Source organism: Acidithiobacillus concretivorus, from assembly GCF_018853445.1.
GTDB classification, from domain to species: Bacteria; Pseudomonadota; Gammaproteobacteria; order Acidithiobacillales; family Acidithiobacillaceae; genus Acidithiobacillus; species Acidithiobacillus concretivorus.
In genome coordinates this window covers 19,782-37,149 of sequence record NZ_JABELD010000069.1, presented here as the reverse complement: position 1 = coordinate 37,149, position 17,368 = coordinate 19,782, and the positions used below count along the sequence as shown (strand labels likewise).

16 protein-coding genes and 1 tRNA gene are annotated in these 17,368 nt (G+C 53.6%); 12 read left to right on the top strand and 5 right to left on the bottom strand.

Annotated features, from left to right (window positions below; all coding sequences use genetic code 11):
• The coding region (locus HJG40_RS09765) for a radical SAM protein (protein ID WP_368356036.1) at window positions 1–258 on the bottom strand (258 nt) is incomplete at its 3' end.
• A gap of 25 nt (window positions 259–283) precedes the next feature.
• Here HJG40_RS09765 and HJG40_RS09760 point away from each other — a divergent pair.
• Complete coding sequence (locus HJG40_RS09760; protein ID WP_215864014.1) at window positions 284–841, top strand: LON peptidase substrate-binding domain-containing protein; 558 nt, start codon at window positions 284–286, stop codon at window positions 839–841.
• On the opposite strand, the gene HJG40_RS09755 is transcribed toward HJG40_RS09760, so the two are convergent.
• Window positions 838–1,332, bottom strand: coding sequence for a Crp/Fnr family transcriptional regulator (locus tag HJG40_RS09755; protein ID WP_215864013.1), 495 nt, complete (start codon window positions 1,330–1,332; stop codon window positions 838–840). The two genes, HJG40_RS09760 and HJG40_RS09755, sit on opposite strands and share 4 nt — an antisense overlap.
• A gap of 46 nt (window positions 1,333–1,378) precedes the next feature.
• Here HJG40_RS09755 and rph point away from each other — a divergent pair, with 46 nt between their 5' ends.
• Both rph and rdgB read left to right on the top strand, forming a co-directional pair.
• A complete protein-coding gene (gene rph, locus HJG40_RS09750) occupies window positions 1,379–2,167 on the top strand; it encodes a ribonuclease PH (protein ID WP_438263565.1) in 789 nt (262 codons plus the stop codon).
• Window positions 2,164–2,787 (top strand): RdgB/HAM1 family non-canonical purine NTP pyrophosphatase, encoded by a 624-nt coding sequence (gene rdgB, locus HJG40_RS09745; RefSeq protein WP_215864012.1) that lies wholly within the window; start codon window positions 2,164–2,166, stop codon window positions 2,785–2,787. Before rph ends, rdgB begins: the two co-directional genes overlap by 4 nt.
• Here the strand turns inward: rdgB and HJG40_RS09740 are convergent.
• Window positions 2,754–3,611, bottom strand: a complete 858-nt coding sequence (locus tag HJG40_RS09740) for a sigma-70 family RNA polymerase sigma factor (RefSeq protein ID WP_215864011.1) — start codon at window positions 3,609–3,611, stop codon at window positions 2,754–2,756. The two genes, rdgB and HJG40_RS09740, sit on opposite strands and share 34 nt — an antisense overlap.
• 249 nt (window positions 3,612–3,860) lie before the next feature.
• Here HJG40_RS09740 and rpsU point away from each other — a divergent pair, with 249 nt between their 5' ends.
• The 9 genes from rpsU (at window position 3,861) to pepN (ending at window position 15,270) form a co-directional block, all read left to right on the top strand.
• Window positions 3,861–4,076 (top strand): 30S ribosomal protein S21, encoded by a 216-nt coding sequence (rpsU, locus tag HJG40_RS09735; RefSeq protein WP_010636820.1) that lies wholly within the window; start codon window positions 3,861–3,863, stop codon window positions 4,074–4,076.
• 3 nt (window positions 4,077–4,079) lie between these two features.
• The gene (locus tag HJG40_RS09730) at window positions 4,080–4,529 is read left to right on the top strand and encodes a GatB/YqeY domain-containing protein (RefSeq protein ID WP_215864010.1); all 450 of its coding nucleotides are present in this window, start codon (window positions 4,080–4,082) and stop codon (window positions 4,527–4,529) included.
• The gene (locus HJG40_RS09725) at window positions 4,526–6,856 is read left to right on the top strand and encodes an endonuclease MutS2 (protein ID WP_215864009.1); all 2,331 of its coding nucleotides are present in this window, start codon (window positions 4,526–4,528) and stop codon (window positions 6,854–6,856) included. The genes HJG40_RS09730 and HJG40_RS09725 overlap by 4 nt, the downstream gene beginning before the upstream one ends.
• 3 nt (window positions 6,857–6,859) lie before the next feature.
• Entirely contained in the window at window positions 6,860–8,620 is a 1,761-nt protein-coding gene (dnaG, locus tag HJG40_RS09720; RefSeq protein ID WP_215864008.1) for a DNA primase, read from the top strand.
• A 105-nt stretch (window positions 8,621–8,725) separates the two neighbouring features.
• Window positions 8,726–10,618, top strand: a complete 1,893-nt coding sequence (gene rpoD / locus HJG40_RS09715) for an RNA polymerase sigma factor RpoD (RefSeq protein WP_215864007.1) — start codon at window positions 8,726–8,728, stop codon at window positions 10,616–10,618.
• A 54-nt stretch (window positions 10,619–10,672) separates the two neighbouring features.
• A tRNA-Ile gene (locus HJG40_RS09710) sits at window positions 10,673–10,749 on the top strand.
• A 248-nt stretch (window positions 10,750–10,997) separates the two neighbouring features.
• Complete coding sequence (lexA, locus tag HJG40_RS09705; protein ID WP_215864006.1) at window positions 10,998–11,618, top strand: transcriptional repressor LexA; 621 nt, start codon at window positions 10,998–11,000, stop codon at window positions 11,616–11,618.
• A 167-nt stretch (window positions 11,619–11,785) separates the two neighbouring features.
• The gene (gene dsbG, locus HJG40_RS09700; RefSeq protein ID WP_215864005.1) at window positions 11,786–12,643 is read left to right on the top strand and encodes a thiol:disulfide interchange protein DsbG; all 858 of its coding nucleotides are present in this window, start codon (window positions 11,786–11,788) and stop codon (window positions 12,641–12,643) included.
• Window positions 12,643–15,270 carry an aminopeptidase N gene (gene pepN / locus HJG40_RS09695; protein ID WP_215864004.1) on the top strand — a complete coding sequence of 876 codons (2,628 nt, stop codon included), beginning with the start codon at window positions 12,643–12,645 and terminating at the stop codon, window positions 15,268–15,270. The genes dsbG and pepN overlap by 1 nt, the downstream gene beginning before the upstream one ends.
• Here pepN and HJG40_RS09690 read toward each other — a convergent pair.
• On the bottom strand, window positions 15,267–16,742 hold the full coding sequence (locus tag HJG40_RS09690) for a CYTH and CHAD domain-containing protein (protein ID WP_215864003.1): 1,476 nt from the start codon (window positions 16,740–16,742) through the stop codon (window positions 15,267–15,269). The two genes, pepN and HJG40_RS09690, sit on opposite strands and share 4 nt — an antisense overlap.
• On the bottom strand, window positions 16,720–17,358 hold the full coding sequence (locus HJG40_RS09685; protein ID WP_215864002.1) for a nucleotide-binding protein: 639 nt from the start codon (window positions 17,356–17,358) through the stop codon (window positions 16,720–16,722). The genes HJG40_RS09690 and HJG40_RS09685 overlap by 23 nt, the downstream gene beginning before the upstream one ends.
• Window positions 17,359–17,368: the final 10 nt, after the last annotated feature.

Here is a 17,368-nt window from a genome sequence, read left to right as displayed (position 1 = left end):
GTCGGACAGCAGCTGGTTGATGATTTCCGGTGGAAACAGGCTGGGAGTGCCTCCGCCGATAAAAATACTGTGCAGACGTCGTCCCCAGATGCGTGGGAGCTCCCGATCCAAATCAGCAATCAGGGCGCGGGCATAACGCTCTGCAGGAATATGGTCTGCCGCATGTGAATTGAAGTCACAATAAGGACACTTGGCTTTACACCAAGGCAAATGTACATATAGTGAGAATGTGGAGGATGGTTTCAGGCTGGGATTCATGAAGACTCGTAAGAGGAACAGCATAGTGACGGATACGCATACAATACCCCTATTTTTACTCCGAACCGTACTTTTTCCCAAGGCCTTAATCGGATTGAGAGTGTTTGAACCCCGTTATCTGGACATGGTCAGCAGCTCCCTGCGCAATGATCATGGCTTTGGAATTTGTTTGACGCACTCTCGGGGAGATGGTCATGCGGAGCCGGAACGGGTAGGAACACTGGCGCGAATAGTGGATTGGGGTGGTGAGCCGGGGGTTCTGGAGATTCAGGTAGAGGGACAGCAACGCTTCAGTATTCAGGACTGGCATTATGCGGGGGCTCTAGCCACGGCAACGGTGCACTACTGGCCGGAGGAGCCGGTAGTGCCCATGCGCCGGGAAGACGATACCCTGCGCGCCATTTTGAAGGAATTGCTGGGTGAAGAAGCGGCCACGGACCTGGATGCCAGTACAGCAGGAATGGTGCTCGCTCAGGCGTTACCCGCTTCTCCAGAAGAAAAGCAGGATCTGCTGCTACTACAGGATCCCCTCGAAAGATTGCGGCGCATTCATCAACTGCTGCAGCGGCGAAGCGGAGCCTAGTGCTTGCCCTTGCCGTAAATGTAGGTAGAAAAATCCGTATAATTCTGGGAAAGATTGCGAAACAGATGGTCCAGGCTGATGATGGCCTGTTCCAGAATGTTGACCGTGATATAAGGTTTCTCTACTTTCAGGCGTTGATATCGGGCGCGAGTCAGGACTAGAACCTGAGTGTCTTCGCTTTTGGCAAGAATGCGCGCGCTGCGTGGTTGCCGGTCAAAAAAAGACATTTCTCCAGCCATTTCTCCTTCCCTGACCCGCACGACCTCCATTTCATCGCCGTCGGCGGTATGGTGGATAATGGCCATTTCTCCCTTGACGCAGAAAAATAGAGCCTCACCCAGCGTGCCCCATTCGGCAATGACCTGGTCGGCGCGAAACTGGGCATGGGTGACGTATTCCGCCAGAGTCTGGATTTCAGCAATGGTGAGTGACTGGGCCAGATGGTGCTGCTTCAGAAATTGGGTGATTTCGACATGCGCGGTGGCAGACATGAGGCGCTCCTCGTTCTTGGGGGGTACGACTGCATTATAGGGGGTTATGGTGAAAGAAGGACAGGTCTACAATGCGCCCATCGCCCATCATGATGAGTATCCGCAAATGAATCGACCCAGTGGAAGAATGGCAGACGCTCTGCGCCCGATAGAAATTACCCGCAATTTCACCAAACATGCCGAAGGCTCCGTACTGATGGCCTGCGGGGACACCAAGGTGTTGTGTACCGCCAGCATTGAAGAAAAGGTCCCGCCTTTTCTGCGTGGGGCGGGGAAGGGGTGGGTGACGGCGGAGTACAGCATGTTGCCCAGAGCGACTCAGGATCGGATGCAGCGTGAATCGGCCAAGGGAAAAATTTCTGGTCGAACCCATGAAATTCAGCGGCTGATTGGCCGTAGTCTGCGTGCTGCCGTCGATTTACAGGCCTTGGGCGAGCGCACTATCTGGGTGGATTGTGATGTTTTGCAGGCGGATGGTGGCACGCGTACGGCGAGCATCACGGGTGCCTGTCTGGCCGTAGCAGATGCACTGCAGACCCTGCGCCAAAACGGAAAAGTTCAGGGTAATCCGTTGCGCGACTGGGTAGCGGCCATCTCCGTTGGGATGTATCAGGGACAGGCCGTACTGGATTTGGACTATGCCGAAGATAGTCATGCAGAAGTAGACATGAATGTGGTCATGACGGGTGCTGGCGCGTTTGTAGAAGTGCAGGGCACTGCTGAAGGTGCTGTTTTTAGTGATCAGGAAATGGCCGCCATGCTGGCGCTGGCGCGGCAGGGCATTCGCGACCTGATTGCCCGTCAACGTGATGAAATTCCTGAGGCTTTGCCTTGAAGCCTATCCTGCTGGCCAGTAGTAATGCCGGCAAAATCCGGGAAATGCGGACACTGCTGAGTGCATACGGCTTCACAGTCCATGGGCAGGACGAGCAAGGTATCAAAGGTGCAGAAGAAACCGGTAGCACATTTGTGGAGAATGCCTTGCTGAAGGCCCGTCATGCTGCGGCTCTCTCAGGGATGGCGTCTCTTGCAGAAGATTCGGGCCTTTGTGTGCCAGCCCTGCAGGGTGCGCCAGGCTTGTTTTCGGCACGTTATGCCGGTGTCGGCGCAACGGATACCGAGAATAATCAGCGCTTACTTGAGCAGATGCGGGCTTTATCCGGGCCATCGCGTGCAGCCTATTATATTGCCTGCATGGTCTTTATGGAGTCAGCCGACGATCCTGCCCCCATTGTGGCTCAGGGATTCTGGATGGGCACTGTGGGTAAAACGCTTCAGGGAGAAGGTGGTTTTGGTTACGATCCATTATTCTGGCCGCTGGGCGCTGCGCGTAGTGCGGCTGAATGGACAGTGGCAGAAAAAAATCAGGTGAGTCATCGCGCCCTTGCTCTGCGGCGCCTTTTGGCCATGTTGCAGGAACGTCAGGCACCCCAGCCACTGTCAGAAAGTGACTGACGCAACCGGGTCAGAGCTCTAACCTGCAGTTGGCGTACTGCCTCACGGCTGACGCCCATACGTTCGGCCACGGCTTCCAGCGTCATGGGCGCATCGCCATGGATGCCGTAGCGGAAGATCATCACTTCCCGTTGCTTTTCATTTAGCTCCGCCAGATGGTCCCGGAGCGCCTTGCAGATGGATTCACGGTCGTAGTCCATGTCCGGGCTGGCTGTATCACCAGGCACCTGTTCAATGCGACTGGGGCCATCGGTAAATTCTTCATCCAGTGAGCAGACACGAATGTCGGCAAAATCCAGAGCGCGCATGGTACTTTCACGCACCCCCAGAGCTTCCCGGCGTTGCTCGCGCCGAGCGTCTTCTGTTGATTCGTTTTCATCTTCACCACGCTGCAGATAGGCGTGCAGCGATTTTGCCAGATAGTCCGGAAGCCGGATGAAACGGGAGCGGATGAGTGCACGTTGCATGGCTTCTCGAATCCACCAAGTGGCATAGCTGGAAAAGCGGGTACCAAGACCTTCCCGAAAGCGATCTGCGGCACGCAGTAAACCCATGTAACCTTCCTGAAGCAAATCTTCCTGGCTGAGGCCCTTATTTCGGTACGCCCGGGCAACCGCTCTGACCAAAGGCATGTGCGCAGATATCAGAGTGGCTCTGGCGCAGTCATCCCCCTGGCGCAGGCGGCGGATGAGTTGTAGCTCCTGATCCTGAGTGAGAAAGGGGCTGGACTGATCGCTTTCCATAAAATCAGCCAAAGGTGGCGGGTCAATAGCCGGCGAGACATCGGGCAATGCTTCGTTCAATTCTCTCACTTCCGTGCGCATGGGCATCCCCGATATTAAAGACCACAATGACTCTAACATTGTAATCTAATATTCTATATCTAAAAGAGTTTTTATGATTTCATATATTAGCATTTTTTTTGATCATCCTGTCAAGTAGATGCAACTATAGTTTTGTGTTTTTTACAACGGCTGCTGAGTGTGGTTTCTTTTTGACTCGCGCCGTTGATCTGCCTATACTCTGCCCCTTTCTCGCTAAGCTTTTATTTTTGATGAGGTCAGAAACCTTCTATGCCAACTGTTCGTGTTAAAGAAAATGAACCTTTCGAAGTAGCGCTGCGGCGCTTCAAACGCTCCTGTGAAAAAGCCGGAGTCCTGACGGAAGTACGTCGTCGCGAGTTTTATGAAAAGCCCACAGAAGAGCGCAAGCGTAAGGCTGCTGCTGCTCGCAAGCGTGCTTTGAAGCGGATGCGTCGTCAGTCCATGCGTTTGGTTCGGATGTACTAAAGTATGTCTTTACGCGAACGTCTTCAGGAGGACATGAAGGCGGCGATGCGCGCTCGTGAGTCTGATCGTCTTATCACTATTCGCATGCTCCAGGCAGCGATCAAGCAACGTGAGGTGGACGATCGCCGCGAGTTGGATGATACCGAGGTTTTGAGTATCGTCGAAAAGCTGATCAAGCAAAGAAAAGATTCTGCCAGTCAGTTCAGAGCGGGAAATCGCCCGGATCTTGCCGATAAGGAAGAAGCAGAAATTGTCATCCTTTCCGCTTATCTCCCCGAGCCTCTGAGTATGGAAGCCATTGATACCTTGATTGCCGAAGCGGTTTCAAACACAGCCGCCAGCGGTCCCAAAGATATGGGTAAGGTTTTGAACAGTCTGAAACCGCAATTGCTGGGTCGGGCTGATATGGCGCTGGTTGCGGAAAAAGTAAAGGCACGTCTGAATAACGGATGAAAGACGCTGTGGCAGGGGTGGTTCCCTGGCAGGACAGCTTTTCCAGAGCCCTTGATCTGGAAGATATTCGTGCCGCATGGCTGGCCAAATGCGCCCATGAATATGGGCAGTATTATGTAGAAAATCTTAATCCCTGGGTAAGCCTTGCTGAAATTCAGCAGCGTCAGAATATGGCGCTTGCGCTGGCGGAACGGTCTGCCGCTGGCTTTTCGCTGCCTATTCAAATTCTCCCGGATGTGCGTTCCCTGCTCGACCTGCTTGAGCGTCCCGGTGCCGTATTGAGCGGCCGCGAGTTGCAGCAAATAACCCGGGTTTTGCATGGCCAGAAGCACTATGCCTCGGCCTTGCGGGAAGTCAACGACACGCTGACTGAATGGGCAACAGACCTGGAGCCTTCGCTGCCGCTACTGCGGCACCTGCAGCAGGCCCTGGACGATGAAGGCGAACTTCTGGATGCTGCCAGTGCTGAATTAAGCGCCATTCGCCGCCAGCTACGCCAGGGGCGCAGTGAAATACAACGCTTTTTGCAGGGATTTTTACGTAATCCCGATTGGCAGGATTACTGGCAAGATCAGCTGATTGTCCAACGTAATGACCGCTATGTATTACCCCTCAAAACCAGTCACAAAGGTCGCATCAAGGCGGTTGTGCATGATCGTTCAGCGAGTGGTGAAACCCTTTTTGTGGAGCCCTTAACGGCGGTAGACCTGAATAACCAGTTGGTGCAAGACCGTCAGGCCGAACGTCTAGAGCAGGAAAAGGTGCTACGGGCCTTAAGTGCGGCCGTAAGCCAGCAAGTGCCCTCCATGCGTCGTGCCTTAAAGTACATCGGACGGCTGGACGGAGTTCGCGCTGGCCTGGAACTGGGCAAGGATTATCAGGGTACGCTGGTTCAGGTGGATAGTCGTCCGGCCTTTGACCTGCATAATTTACGACATCCCCTGCTGTGTATTCAGCATCCGGGTCAGGTGGTTGGTAATCCTCTGGCTTTGGGCGAAGTTGATCATCAACTGGTGATTACCGGACCCAATACGGGTGGTAAAACGGCATTACTCAAGGCTTTGGGATTAAACCATTTGATGGCCTATTTAGGTATGCCAGTAGCGGCTGAGGGTCGTCTGGGATATTTTCGGCAAGGTTTTGCGGTTATCGGTGACGCTCAGGATATTCAGGCTGACCTGTCTACTTTTTCGGCACAGGTGAGTCGCTTGCGCAGGGTGCTGGAGCAGGCTGATCAACACAGTCTGGTATTGTTGGATGAACTGGGTAATGGCACGGATCCCCGTGAAGGGGGTGCCCTGGCCCAGGCCGTGGCCGAGGCGCTCCTGTCGGCACAAGCCTGTACGGTACTCACCAGTCATCAGGAAATCATGAAACGTTATGCGCTCAGCCGCGCTGCCGTTGCTTTGGCAGGTATGGGCTTTGACGCAGAACGTCTTGCCCCAACCTATCGCTTGCAATGGGGAGTAGGTGGTGCCAGTCAGGGTTTAACGATCGCGCGACGTGTCGGAATGCCTGAAACCCTGGTGCTGCGCGCCGAGGCCCTGTACGCGGATGATCGTGAGGACTGGGAACGCTGGGAAGCACAACGTGAGGGCCTGTTGCGCGCGGCACAACAGGCCATGGATGAAGCGGCTCAGGCACGGATGGAAGCCGACAAGTCGGCGAAACGTTTGCAGCGTGAACTGGATGCGGCACGTCAGGATCGCGAGCGGGCAGCTGAACAGGCCCGAAATGAGTGGACCCAGTTGCTGCAGAATGCCCGCAGTGAAGTACGGAAAACCATTGCCGCGCTCAAATCTGGACGGGATACCCAGGCGGCCAGTGCGGCACTGGAACAGTTGGGTATGCCTTTTCAGATGGCCGAAGCCGTGTCAGTGGATTTTCCCGCAGTCGGCAGCAAAGGCTTATTTCTGCCCCTGCGCCAGGTTACCCAGATTGTCCGTGTAGATGCTGCCCGGCAACGTCTGCAAATTCAGTTGCGCGGCAAGCAGGTGTGGATTCCGCTGGAGCAGTTCCGCGCGGATTCCGCACTGGAAATACCCAAGGAAAAGGGGAGTACCCAGTATGCTTCACCAGAAAACCATCCGTGGCGTCTCGATCTACGCGGTCAGCTGCGCGAAGATGCCTGGCAGGCTTTGTGCCGCCATGTGGATGGAGCCATGGCTTCCGGTCGCCAGCAAATTGAGGTGCTGCATGGTAAAGGCAATGGCGTCCTGGCTGAAATGGTCAGGGAATTTGCCAATCAGGATCCGCGCATCATCCAGTGGCGTATGGCGCGTCCTGAGCAGGGGGGTGGCGGTGTCAGTGAGTTGGAGCTACGCTGAAACATGGTCAAATTTTCTCCCGCATTTATAGATGCTCTCCTCGAACGGACCGATTTGATCCGTCTGGTGGAAGGTCGTGTTCCCCTGAAGAAAAAGGGTAAGGACTTTTGGGCCTGCTGTCCTTTTCATCAGGAAAAAAGTCCCTCATTTTCAGTGAGTCCAGAAAAACAGATTTATTATTGTTTTGGATGTCATGCCCATGGTAACGCCATTGGGTTTCTGATGGCCCATGATCGTCTTTCCTTTCCTGAGGCGGTAGCCTTGCTGGCCGAAGACGCCGGGGTGGCCTTACCTGAAGAGGCTGTTGGTCAGTCTGTTCAGGAAGATCTTCGCCCTTTTCGGCAGATTCTGGATAAAGCGGTCAGCCTGTACCGGGATGCACTCGCCAAAAATCCGGCGGCCCAGCAGTACTGGCAGAGCCGTGGTCTCCATCCGGAAATTATTACGCGTTTTGAATTGGGTTATGCCCCTCCTGCCGCGAATTTTCTGAGTCAGCAACTGGGTAAGGATGAAAATATCCGACGCGCACTGATTGGCGCAGGTTTGGTGAGTAGCCGCGAGGATCAATCGGTTTATGATCGTTTTCGCGACAGGGTCATTTTTCCGATTCGTGATGGTCGCGGCCATCTGGTCGGATTGGGGGGGCGCAGTCTCGATGGTCGGGAGCCCAAATATCTCAACTCTCCCGAAGGTCCGCTGTACCACAAGGGGCAGGTGCTCTATGGCCTTCATCAGGCGCGGGACGGTTTGCGCCGGATGAATCGCGCCGTGCTGGTGGAAGGTTATCTGGATGTCATCACTCTGCATCAGGCCGGACTGGATTATGCGGTTGCCGCCAGTGGTACGGCGCTTGGAGAAAGTCAGCTACAGATGCTGTTTCGTGCGGCTGCAGAAATTTTGCTGTGCTTTGATGGGGATGCTGCCGGACGCAAGGCGGCCTGGCGAGCGGTGCAAATGGCACCTGAGTTGTTACGTGAGGGTCGTCTGCTGCGCGTGCTGTTTTTGCCGGATGGTCAGGACCCGGATTCGCTGGTGCGTGAACAGGGAGCGGCAGCGCTGGAAGCTTTATTTTCGACGGCCCGGCCCGCGATCGATTTTTTTCTTGATGAACTGCAGCGCCGCTATAATATTGCCGCAGAAGATGAAAAAGCCCAGTTTCTGCGGGAAGCCCGGGAATTTTTACAGCGGATAAATGATACTACTTTGCGGGAAGTTTACCTCCATAAACTCCAGGAGTTATGTGGTTTGGCCTTTGCCATACCCTCTAAAAAACGTCGTCGGGAAGCTTCTGTGGCCGTGTCAGCGCAACCGTCGCGAAGCAAAGAGGGACCATCCCTCTTTAAGAACGCGATGCGCCTGCTCCTGAATCATCCCGATGATCCTGTCTGGCAGCAACTGGAAAAGGATCTGCTGCCATTTGCGTCTGACCCCATTGCAAAAAAACTGGATGCCACCCTTGATATTTTGGCAAACATGACCCATCTAAGTTCTCACGAGCTTTTGGCGAGACTGGCTGGTACTGACTTGGCAGAGTTTTGTTATGCCTTGGTCATGTCTGAGGCTGAAGATGGTCAGGAAGGCGCATTATTGCGCAATGAAATACCTGAATGTGTGCACAGGGTAAATCGACGCCTGAGCTCCGCCCGAGGGGACTATATGGCGCTTACGGCGGATCGCTCGGGGTTGGGTGCGTTAACCGCGCAGGAGCGGGCCGAGATTGTGTTGTTGACCAGACGCGGTCGCCACAAGCCTCCCGAATCCTGAAGTGTTCCGACGAAAAGGATGGATGAATGCTGTCAATGAATTTAGCTTTTCATCCAGGTGGTTTTTCTTATATAATGTGCGGCTTTCCGCGAGTGCAGGATAGTTATGAGAGACGGTGAGAGTGTAGTGGACAATGAGTCTCAGCGGTCTGAGCTGAAGCGCCTGATTGCGCGCGGAAAAGAGCAGGGATACCTGACCTACGGGGAGATTAATGATCATCTGCCCGAAGAAGTTTTTGATCCTGAGCAGATGGAAAATGTCATTTCCATGATTAATGACATGGGTATTGACGTGTTTGAAGAAGCACCGGATGGCGATACTCTTCTGGATGGTGAAGGTAATGTCGGCGTGGCCGCCCAGGAAGCCGAAGAAGCTGCCGAGGAAGCTCTGGCTGTAGTCGAAGCGGATATTGGCCGTACCAGTGATCCGGTGCGTATGTACATGCGTGAGATGGGCACAGTTGAACTGTTAACCCGGGAAGGCGAAATTGAAATAGCCCGCCGCATTGAAGATGGTCTGATGCAGGTTTTGCGTGCGGTTTCCACCTGCCCGACCACTATCTCGCTGTTGCTGGATGCTGCTGATCGGGTTGAACGTGGGGAAACGCGTCTGGATGAAGTGGTGGATGCATTTATTGATCCCAACGCCCTGGATGCAGAAGCTGTCAGTGTAGACGAAGAGTCTGTTGTGCTGGAAGGCGAAGAGCCTGAAGACACGGATGGTGAAGATGAAGAAGGCGAAGAAGGCACTCTTGAAGCGGATAAGGGTCCGCAGTTGGAAGAAGCCCTGGAGCGCTTTGCAGTTATTCGCGAAGCCTATCTGAATCTGCTTGCCAGTCATGCTGAAGGTGAAATGCATGACGAAAGCTATCAGGAAAAAAGACGCGAGCTGGCAGAGCGTTTTCTGGAAATCAAGCTGAATGGTCGCCAGATTGATGTGATGGCTGATGCCTTGCGAGGTTTAACCGATGGTGTGCGTCAATGCGAACGTGAGCTCATGGAGATTTGTATTGAGCGGGCGCGTTTTCCCCGGAAGGAATTTGTGCGCAGCTACCCCGGTCATGAAAGTGATCTGGACTGGATAGACCAACAGATTAATGGTGGCTTTAGTTATAGCGCGCGGTTAGTGGAATATCGGGATGATATTCTCGCCATTATGAAGCGTTTGGCAGGCATTGAAAAGCGGGCGGGCTTGCCGGTCGCGGAAATCAAGGAAGCCAGCCGCTTGATGTCTATCGGTGAAGCAAAAGCCCGGCGGGCCAAAAAGGAAATGGTCGAAGCGAACCTGCGTCTGGTCATTTCCATTGCCAAGAAGTACACCAATCGTGGTCTGCAATTTCTGGATTTGATTCAGGAAGGCAATATCGGCTTGATGAAGGCGGTGGACAAGTTTGAATATCGGCGTGGCTACAAGTTTTCTACCTACGCTACCTGGTGGATTCGACAGGCTATTACCCGCAGTATTGCCGATCAGGCGCGCACTATTCGTATTCCGGTGCACATGATTGAAACCATCAATAAGCTGAACCGGATCAGTCGGCAAATGTTGCAGGAAATGGGTCGTGAGCCAACTCCAGAAGAGTTGGCAGAGCGCATGGAAATGCCCGAAGACAAGATTCGCAAAGTGCTGAAAATTGCCAAGGAACCGATTTCCATGGAAACCCCCATTGGTGATAATGAAGACTCCCATCTGGGTGATTTTATTGAAGATCGTAATGTCACCGCGCCAGCCGAATCAGCAGTCAACGCGGCTATTCGCGAAGTGGTCGAAGAACTTCTGGACAATGGTCTGACAGCCCGAGAGGCCAAGGTGTTGCGTATGCGCTTTGGAATCGGCATGAATACGGATCACACCCTTGAAGAAGTGGGTAAACAGTTTGATGTGACCCGTGAGCGTATCCGTCAGATTGAAGCCAAGGCGCTGCGGAAGCTGCGCCATCCTTCCCGCTCTGAGCGTTTAAAGAGTTTTGTGGACGGCGAAGTCACCATTCCTTCCTGAAGGGTAAATGTGGTAAAAATGCGGGCGCGGAAACAATTTCGTGCCCTCTCTTCAGGGCCTGTAGCTCAGTTGGTTAGAGCAGGGGACTCATAATCCCTTGGTCCACGGTTCGAGTCCGTGCGGGCCCACCAAATAAATCAAGCGGTTATAAAATAGTCATTGACAATCCCCCGGCTCGTCAGACGCAAATTCGGTACCATGCTGAATCTGGGAGCAAGTTTTATTCTTACGACTACGGTCGTCAAAAAACCGGCAGGAACTTGGAAGGGTGTAGTTCGGATGCGGGCAGCATTTTGTCGAGTTTGCAGCGGTCTTGCGTTTTTCTTCATGCTGTATAAAAATACAGAAGTATAAGTACCGAGCCTTCTGGAGGCATGGCATGGATAAACTGACCCCGCGTCAGGCCGAGATTTTGACCTGGATTCGCACCCGGATGCTGGAAGACAATTTACCACCCACTCGCGCGGAATTAATGAAAGCCTTTGACTTTCGATCGCCCAATGCGGCGGAAACCCATTTGCGCATGTTGGCGCGTAAGGGTTATCTGGAGTTGCAAAATGGCACCGCGCGCGGTATCCGCCTGCACGAAGATTTGAGTGAGACCACGGGCTTGCCTTTGGTGGGGCGGGTGGCCGCCGGGCAGCCGATGCTCGCTGAGGAGTTTCGCGAAGGACAGTTGCCGGTGGACCCTAAACTATTTTCGCCGGGGGCTGATTATTTGTTGCGGGTGCAGGGTATGAGTATGCGCGATGCGGGTATTCTGGATGGCGATATTCTGGCAGTGCGCCATGAAGCCGGTTTTACGCCGCAAAATGGCCAGATTGTAGTGGCCCGAGTCAACGGAGAAGTGACGGTCAAGCGTTGGCAACGGATGCAGGGTAAAGTCAGCCTGTTACCTGAAAATCCTGATTTTTCTCCTATTGAGGTGGATTTGTCCCGTGATGATTTGCTGATTGAAGGGCAGGTGGTAGGCCTGCTGCGTATTGGTAACCGCCTCTAAAACGTCCATTTCTGGAACCAACTCTGGCGTTGAAGGTCTTCTTTCAAGAGATTGCCGCGTGTATTAATGGTTTTTACGGTTCTTGTCGTTTCTGGTCTTGATGCGCTCAGCGGTTTACAATCTTTTGTTATCACTTTTTTCAGAATTTACAGGATTAACTTTCATACATGGACAAATCATCTATCGCTCTGGCAGTGGGTCTGTTAATTATTGGCGGCTTAACGGGGGCCGTTATCGAACGCTTTGCCATCAATCCAGACTCCGCTACGAGCAGTAGTCAGTTGAGTTTGAATGGTGCCAGGCAGCTGCTGAATGATGTTACCCATGGTCAGGCCAGCGCTGAAAAGGTTTTTCCTGGGCCTGGTGGTTTGACGGGCATTGAAGTCAGTATGGAAGGTCATCCGACCATTGCCTATGCGACAGCAGATGGTAAATATCTGGTGGCGGGGCCGGTGCTCAATCAGCAAGGTCAAGATGCCGCTCATGCCGACATGATCAGGCTGGGACTCATTCCCAAACCGACATCGGCTGCGGTTTTGGCCGAAAAAGCAGCGCATGCAGACAGTTTTGTGCTGGGAAACAAAGGACCAGAACTGACGGCTTTTGTGGATCCTAACTGCATTTACTGTCACAAGTTTTACGAAGAAGCCAAACCGCTTATTGCCGCAGGAAAATTGCGCGTCCGCTATGTGGTCGTGGCTTTCCTGAAGCCCAGCAGCGCCGGGAAAGCGGCGGCTATTTTGGGGGCCAGTGATCCTGCTGCGGCCATGGCAGAAAATGAAAAAGGCTTTGATGAGGCGACGGAAGAGGGCGGTATTACTCCCGCCAAAAACCCTGACCCGGCGACTCAGGCTGCGGTAGAAAATAATACCAAGCTGCTGAGTGAAAGCGGAGAAGTGGCGACCCCGACCCTCATTTATTGTAATACACATAATCAGGCTATTCTGGCGCATGGGTTGGATCGTACAAGTCTGGCCGATTTTGTTGATCATATCACTAGCCTTGAAAATGGAGCTTGCCGTTGATGACTGCTCAAGAAAATAATGCGGTTATTCGTCGCGAAGATTATCAGCCGCCCCTTTATCGGATTACCGATGTCGCGCTGAATGTTCATCTGGATCCGGAAAACACCGAAGTGGAGGCTCGTCTGCATTTTCAGCGACTGGGTTCAGAGCCGGTATCTGCGTTGCATCTGGACGGCGAATCCCTGGAGTTGCTGAGTGTTTTGCGAGATGGTCAGCCCTTGGCGGAAAATTTGTTTCGTTCTGATGCGACGGGTTTGACCTTGTTGAATCCAGAACCGGAATTTTTGTTGGAAACCCGGGTTCGGATTCATCCTGCTGCCAATTCGACCCTGTCCGGTTTGTACTTTGCCGGTGGGCAGTTTTTGACGCAATGCGAGGCAGAGGGTTTCCGGCGTATTACCTATTATCTGGATCGTCCGGATTGTCTGGCCAAATTTACGGTGACTTTGCACGCTTCCCGAAAAACCTGTCCGGTGTTGCTGGCCAATGGTAACTGCATTGCCCAGGGGGATGAAGACAACAATTGGCATTGGGCGCGTTGGGAAGATCCTTATCCCAAGCCCGCTTATTTATTTGCCATGGTAGCCGGTGATCTGGCCGTACAGCGCGATGTTTTTGTTACGCAATCGGGCCGGTCGGTGGCGCTGGAAATTTATGTGGCCGCGCGGGACCTGGGAGCCTGCGATCAGGCCATGGTAAGCCTGAAGCGGGCCATGCGCTGGGATGAAGAGGTTTACGGGCGCGAATATGATCTGGATCGCTACATGATTGTGGCGACCGACAGCTTCAATATGGGGGCCATGGAAAACAAGGGCCTCAACATTTTCAACTCCAAATATGTGCTGGCCAGCCCTGAAACGGCCACCGATACGGATTATCAGGGTGTTGAGTCGGTCATTGCCCACGAATACTTTCACAACTGGACGGGTAACCGGGTGACCTTGCGGGACTGGTTTCAACTGAGCCTCAAAGAAGGTTTGACGGTATTTCGGGATCAGGAATTCAGTGCAGATATGAATTCGCGCGGGGTGCAACGCATTGGTGACGTGCGCCGCTTGCGTGCAGCCCAGTTTCCTGAAGATGCGGGCCCGCTGGCGCATCCGGTGCGTCCCGATGCCTATTCGGAAATCAATAACTTTTACACGGCGACGGTGTACGAAAAGGGCGCGGAACTGGTGCGCATGATTCATACCTTGCTGGGTAAGGAAGGTTTTCGGCGGGGTACTGATCTGTATTTTGAACGACATGATGGTCATGCAGTGACCATTGAGGATTTTGTGGAGGCCATGGAAGATGCTAATCACTATGATCTTTCCCGGTTTCGGCGCTGGTATTCCCAAGCCGGAACACCACAAGTAAAGGCAGAGGGAAGTTATGATCCTGCGCGTCGTTCCTACACGCTGACCTTGCAGCAGTTCACCCCTGCTACGCCCGGACAGTCAAACAAGGAGCCAGTACCTGTTCCGGTGCGCATGGCTTTGCTGAACACCCAGGGAGAAAAAGCGGTTCTGGATAAAACAGGCGCCACCGAAAAAGTAATCTTATTGGAGCAGGCCCGGCAAAGCTGGACTTTTGAGGACTTGCCCGATCCGGTAATACCTTCCCTGTTGCGGGGTTTTTCTGCTCCGGTGCGTCTGGATATTGCGCTCGATGAGCAGGCTCGTAGTTTTTTGGCCGGTGTTGATGATGATCCTTTTAATCGCTGGGAAAGCACTCAGGAGTTGGCTCTAAAATCGTTGCTGGCTGGGGTAAAAAACCATCAGGAACTTGAGGCGTTGCCTGCGGCCTTGGAGCAGGCGCTGTCTGCCACATTGAAACAAAGCCAGATGGATCCGGCTTTTCGCGCGGAGTTGCTGACTTTGCCTAGTGAGGATTATATCGGCGAACAGATGCAGGTCATTGCGGTGGATGCCATTCATCAAGCGCGGGAAACCCTGCTCGATACCATCGGCGCACATTTTCATGATGAATGGTTAGGTCTGTATCAGGATCTGGCGGGCGCTTATGAGCGGGATGGGGCCTCCATCGGTCGTCGCCGTCTTCGTAATATGGCCTTGAGTTATCTGATTCATAGTGATCACAGTCGTCACGAGGACATGACCCTGCATGCGCGTCAGCAATATGTGCAGGCCGACAACATGACAGACCGTCTGGCCGCTTTTCAGTTGCTGGTGCAGCATCCCAAACATGATGCTGAAGACATCCTTCTAGATTTTTACCAGAAATGGCAGGATTACCCGCTGGTGATCGACAAATGGTTTGCCATTCAGGCCATGGCACCGCGCCCCGACACCTTGCGCCATGTGCAGCATCTTTTGGTGCATCCGGCCTTCGACTGGAGAGTGCCCAATCGGGTGCGCGCGGTGTTGGGTGCCTTTTCTATGAATCCGACCATGTTTCATGCAGCCGACGGATCGGGTTACGTTTTTTTTGCCGAGCAAATCCGTAGGCTGGATGATATCAATCCGCAAACCGCCGCCCGTCTGGCCACCCCCCTCAGTCGTTGGCAACGCTACGATAAGGTCCGCCAGCAAGGCATGATGAATGCCCTGCAACTGTTGGCAGCCAAAACCAACCTTTCCCGCGATCTGGCCGAGGTCATCCAGCGATCTTACCCTGCCGCTTAGCTATCCCAGGGGCGGGCCGTAGATTCCAGACGCAACCAGAATTTCTGAAATTTTTTACGCTGCCGGGCCTCGCGGCCTTGCAGGAACCCCAATAACGCACCCGCCTGAAAAGCCACACCGGCTTTACGATTGTTGGTCAGGGGATTCAGATATTGGCCTGCCATGTCCGCATCGTGGATTTCTCCGGCGATACCCTGCAACGTCGCCAGTAATTTCAGTAATGCTTTGCTATCTTTTCCGGGCCATAGCGGCGCCAGGGTGATCATCACATAACGGGTGTTTTTGATACGGATGCGCAGGCTGTGTAAGGCTTCGGGATGATCCAGCAGCATTTTGCCGGCAGCCATAAGTTTGCGGTCTTCGCGATGTAATTGTGTTTCGCTGAAATCCTGAAGGCTTTTTGTGTAGGTCAATGGTTGTCGCATTAAAGTGGCCCAGAGTTTCAGCAGAATGGCGACAAGCTGCGGCAACTGCTCGGCCTGCCGAGGTGCTTGCGCAGATAAAATACCCTGCAAAGGAGCGGGGTCCAGCGTCATGGTTGTGGCAATTTCGGTCCAATATCCCACCAGGGCTTCATAATCACGTTTTTGGTTTTGCTGGTGAAACCATTCCTGAAGTGCGAGGCGGAAGGATTGTAATAGGTTGTCCGGATCGAGCACCCGGCAAAAGCGTAAAGTGGCTCTGAGGCTGCGCACGCTTTTACGCAGCTCATGAAAACTCTCCGCAGAAGTTTTGGCCCAGTGTTTGCGTGTGTCGTGAATAATTTGCTGGAGCTGCCAGGTCAGTATCTGGCTGAAAGCGTTGCCGGCATTTTCCCGGCGGTGCAGGGGCCAGGCCGTATCTCGGGGTTTTTCATCGGAAATCAGTCCGGCCAAGCGCAAACCGCGAAACAGTTTGCTTTCCTGGTCGGGAATCAGGGGAAGATCCTGACAGAGAGCTGCACCCATTTCGAGCACTGCCGCTGCATTCCCTTGGGCGAGTTCTAGTTCTACCTCGCGGATGGGTTCGCTCTGGCCTCTGGCCAGAATTTCCCCGCGATCTAGCGCCACAATGATTTCACTACCATCGGTATTGGTAACCCGGCTTTCGTGGCGTTCGAAACGGGTTTCAAGAATGACCTGCAAGTCCAGTTCCGTGAAGGGTGCGAGCATGGCGGCGGCTTCACTGTCTGTGAAGACGCTCAGGTCGGGCTGATTACTTTCGACCGCTACATTCCACTCTGGACGTTGGTGCAGACCGCCCGCCGATTGGCCACTGGCCTTGAGTGTGGCTATCCAGGCATCATCTTCGCGGCGCACGCGGTAAGCCAGACGCGCACGTTGCAGGGCGTTGTCTCGACTATCAAAATAAAACGCATGAAGCTGAAGAGGAGGTTCTTTGCTGATGGCCAGTAGAGGGTGTTCGGCAATACGTTTCCAGACTGGAGCCGTATCGTCCATGATTTGTAATTTAAGCTCCTCTTCCACCACCATCCTCCATGACAAAATTCAGTATGCGTACCCATTGCGGCAGTTCATTGCGATTTTCTGCAGCACGCATGTCGGCAATTCCGGCACCACATTGAGCGGCACGGACGTAAATCTGGCTATCCCGCAAGGTCGCTACCACGGGCAGATTCCATTCGCTCAGGACACTTTGCAGATGCTGGGCACCCCGGGTACGCGCATTCACCCGATTAGCAATCACGCCCATCCGCACTTTACCTTTACGGTACCGCTTGATCTCTTCCAGTTTTTGCAGAAATAGCTGGCTGGCATCCAGATCAAAAAGGGAGGGGCCGATGGGGACTAGCAGAACCTCTACCTCACCGAGCATATCTTCAAGGCGCTTTTTTTTAAGGCCGGCAGGGGCGTCCATGACCACATAGTCACTGGCAGGGTAATCACGGAAGTCGCGTTCGGCATCTTCCACCACATTCAGCTTGGGAAGCATTGGCGAGCGGCGTTTGACCCAATGGGACGACGATTGCTGGGGGTCCAGATCGGCAAGGAGAACCGTCCCGCGCAGCGCCAGAAGGCTGGCCAGATTGGTCGCCACAGTGGTTTTGCCCGCACCACCCTTGCTGTTGAGGACCAGTGTTCTGAGCATGCCTAGCTTT

Coding starts and splice junctions, on each gene's coding strand:
- lexA (WP_215864006.1), top strand. CDS start 10,998: ATGGATAAACTGACCCCGCGTCAGGCCGAGATTTTGACCTGGATTCGC.
- rpoD (WP_215864007.1), top strand. CDS start 8,726: ATGAGAGACGGTGAGAGTGTAGTGGACAATGAGTCTCAGCGGTCTGAG.
- HJG40_RS09730 (WP_215864010.1), top strand. CDS start 4,080: ATGTCTTTACGCGAACGTCTTCAGGAGGACATGAAGGCGGCGATGCGC.
- dnaG (WP_215864008.1), top strand. CDS start 6,860: ATGGTCAAATTTTCTCCCGCATTTATAGATGCTCTCCTCGAACGGACC.
- HJG40_RS09755 (WP_215864013.1), bottom strand. CDS start 1,332: ATGTCTGCCACCGCGCATGTCGAAATCACCCAATTTCTGAAGCAGCAC.
- rph (WP_438263565.1), top strand. CDS start 1,379: ATGGTGAAAGAAGGACAGGTCTACAATGCGCCCATCGCCCATCATGAT.
- HJG40_RS09725 (WP_215864009.1), top strand. CDS start 4,526: ATGAAAGACGCTGTGGCAGGGGTGGTTCCCTGGCAGGACAGCTTTTCC.
- HJG40_RS09740 (WP_215864011.1), bottom strand. CDS start 3,611: ATGCGCACGGAAGTGAGAGAATTGAACGAAGCATTGCCCGATGTCTCG.
- HJG40_RS09685 (WP_215864002.1), bottom strand. CDS start 17,358: ATGCTCAGAACACTGGTCCTCAACAGCAAGGGTGGTGCGGGCAAAACC.
- HJG40_RS09690 (WP_215864003.1), bottom strand. CDS start 16,742: ATGGTGGTGGAAGAGGAGCTTAAATTACAAATCATGGACGATACGGCT.
- pepN (WP_215864004.1), top strand. CDS start 12,643: ATGACTGCTCAAGAAAATAATGCGGTTATTCGTCGCGAAGATTATCAG.
- rpsU (WP_010636820.1), top strand. CDS start 3,861: ATGCCAACTGTTCGTGTTAAAGAAAATGAACCTTTCGAAGTAGCGCTG.
- dsbG (WP_215864005.1), top strand. CDS start 11,786: ATGGACAAATCATCTATCGCTCTGGCAGTGGGTCTGTTAATTATTGGC.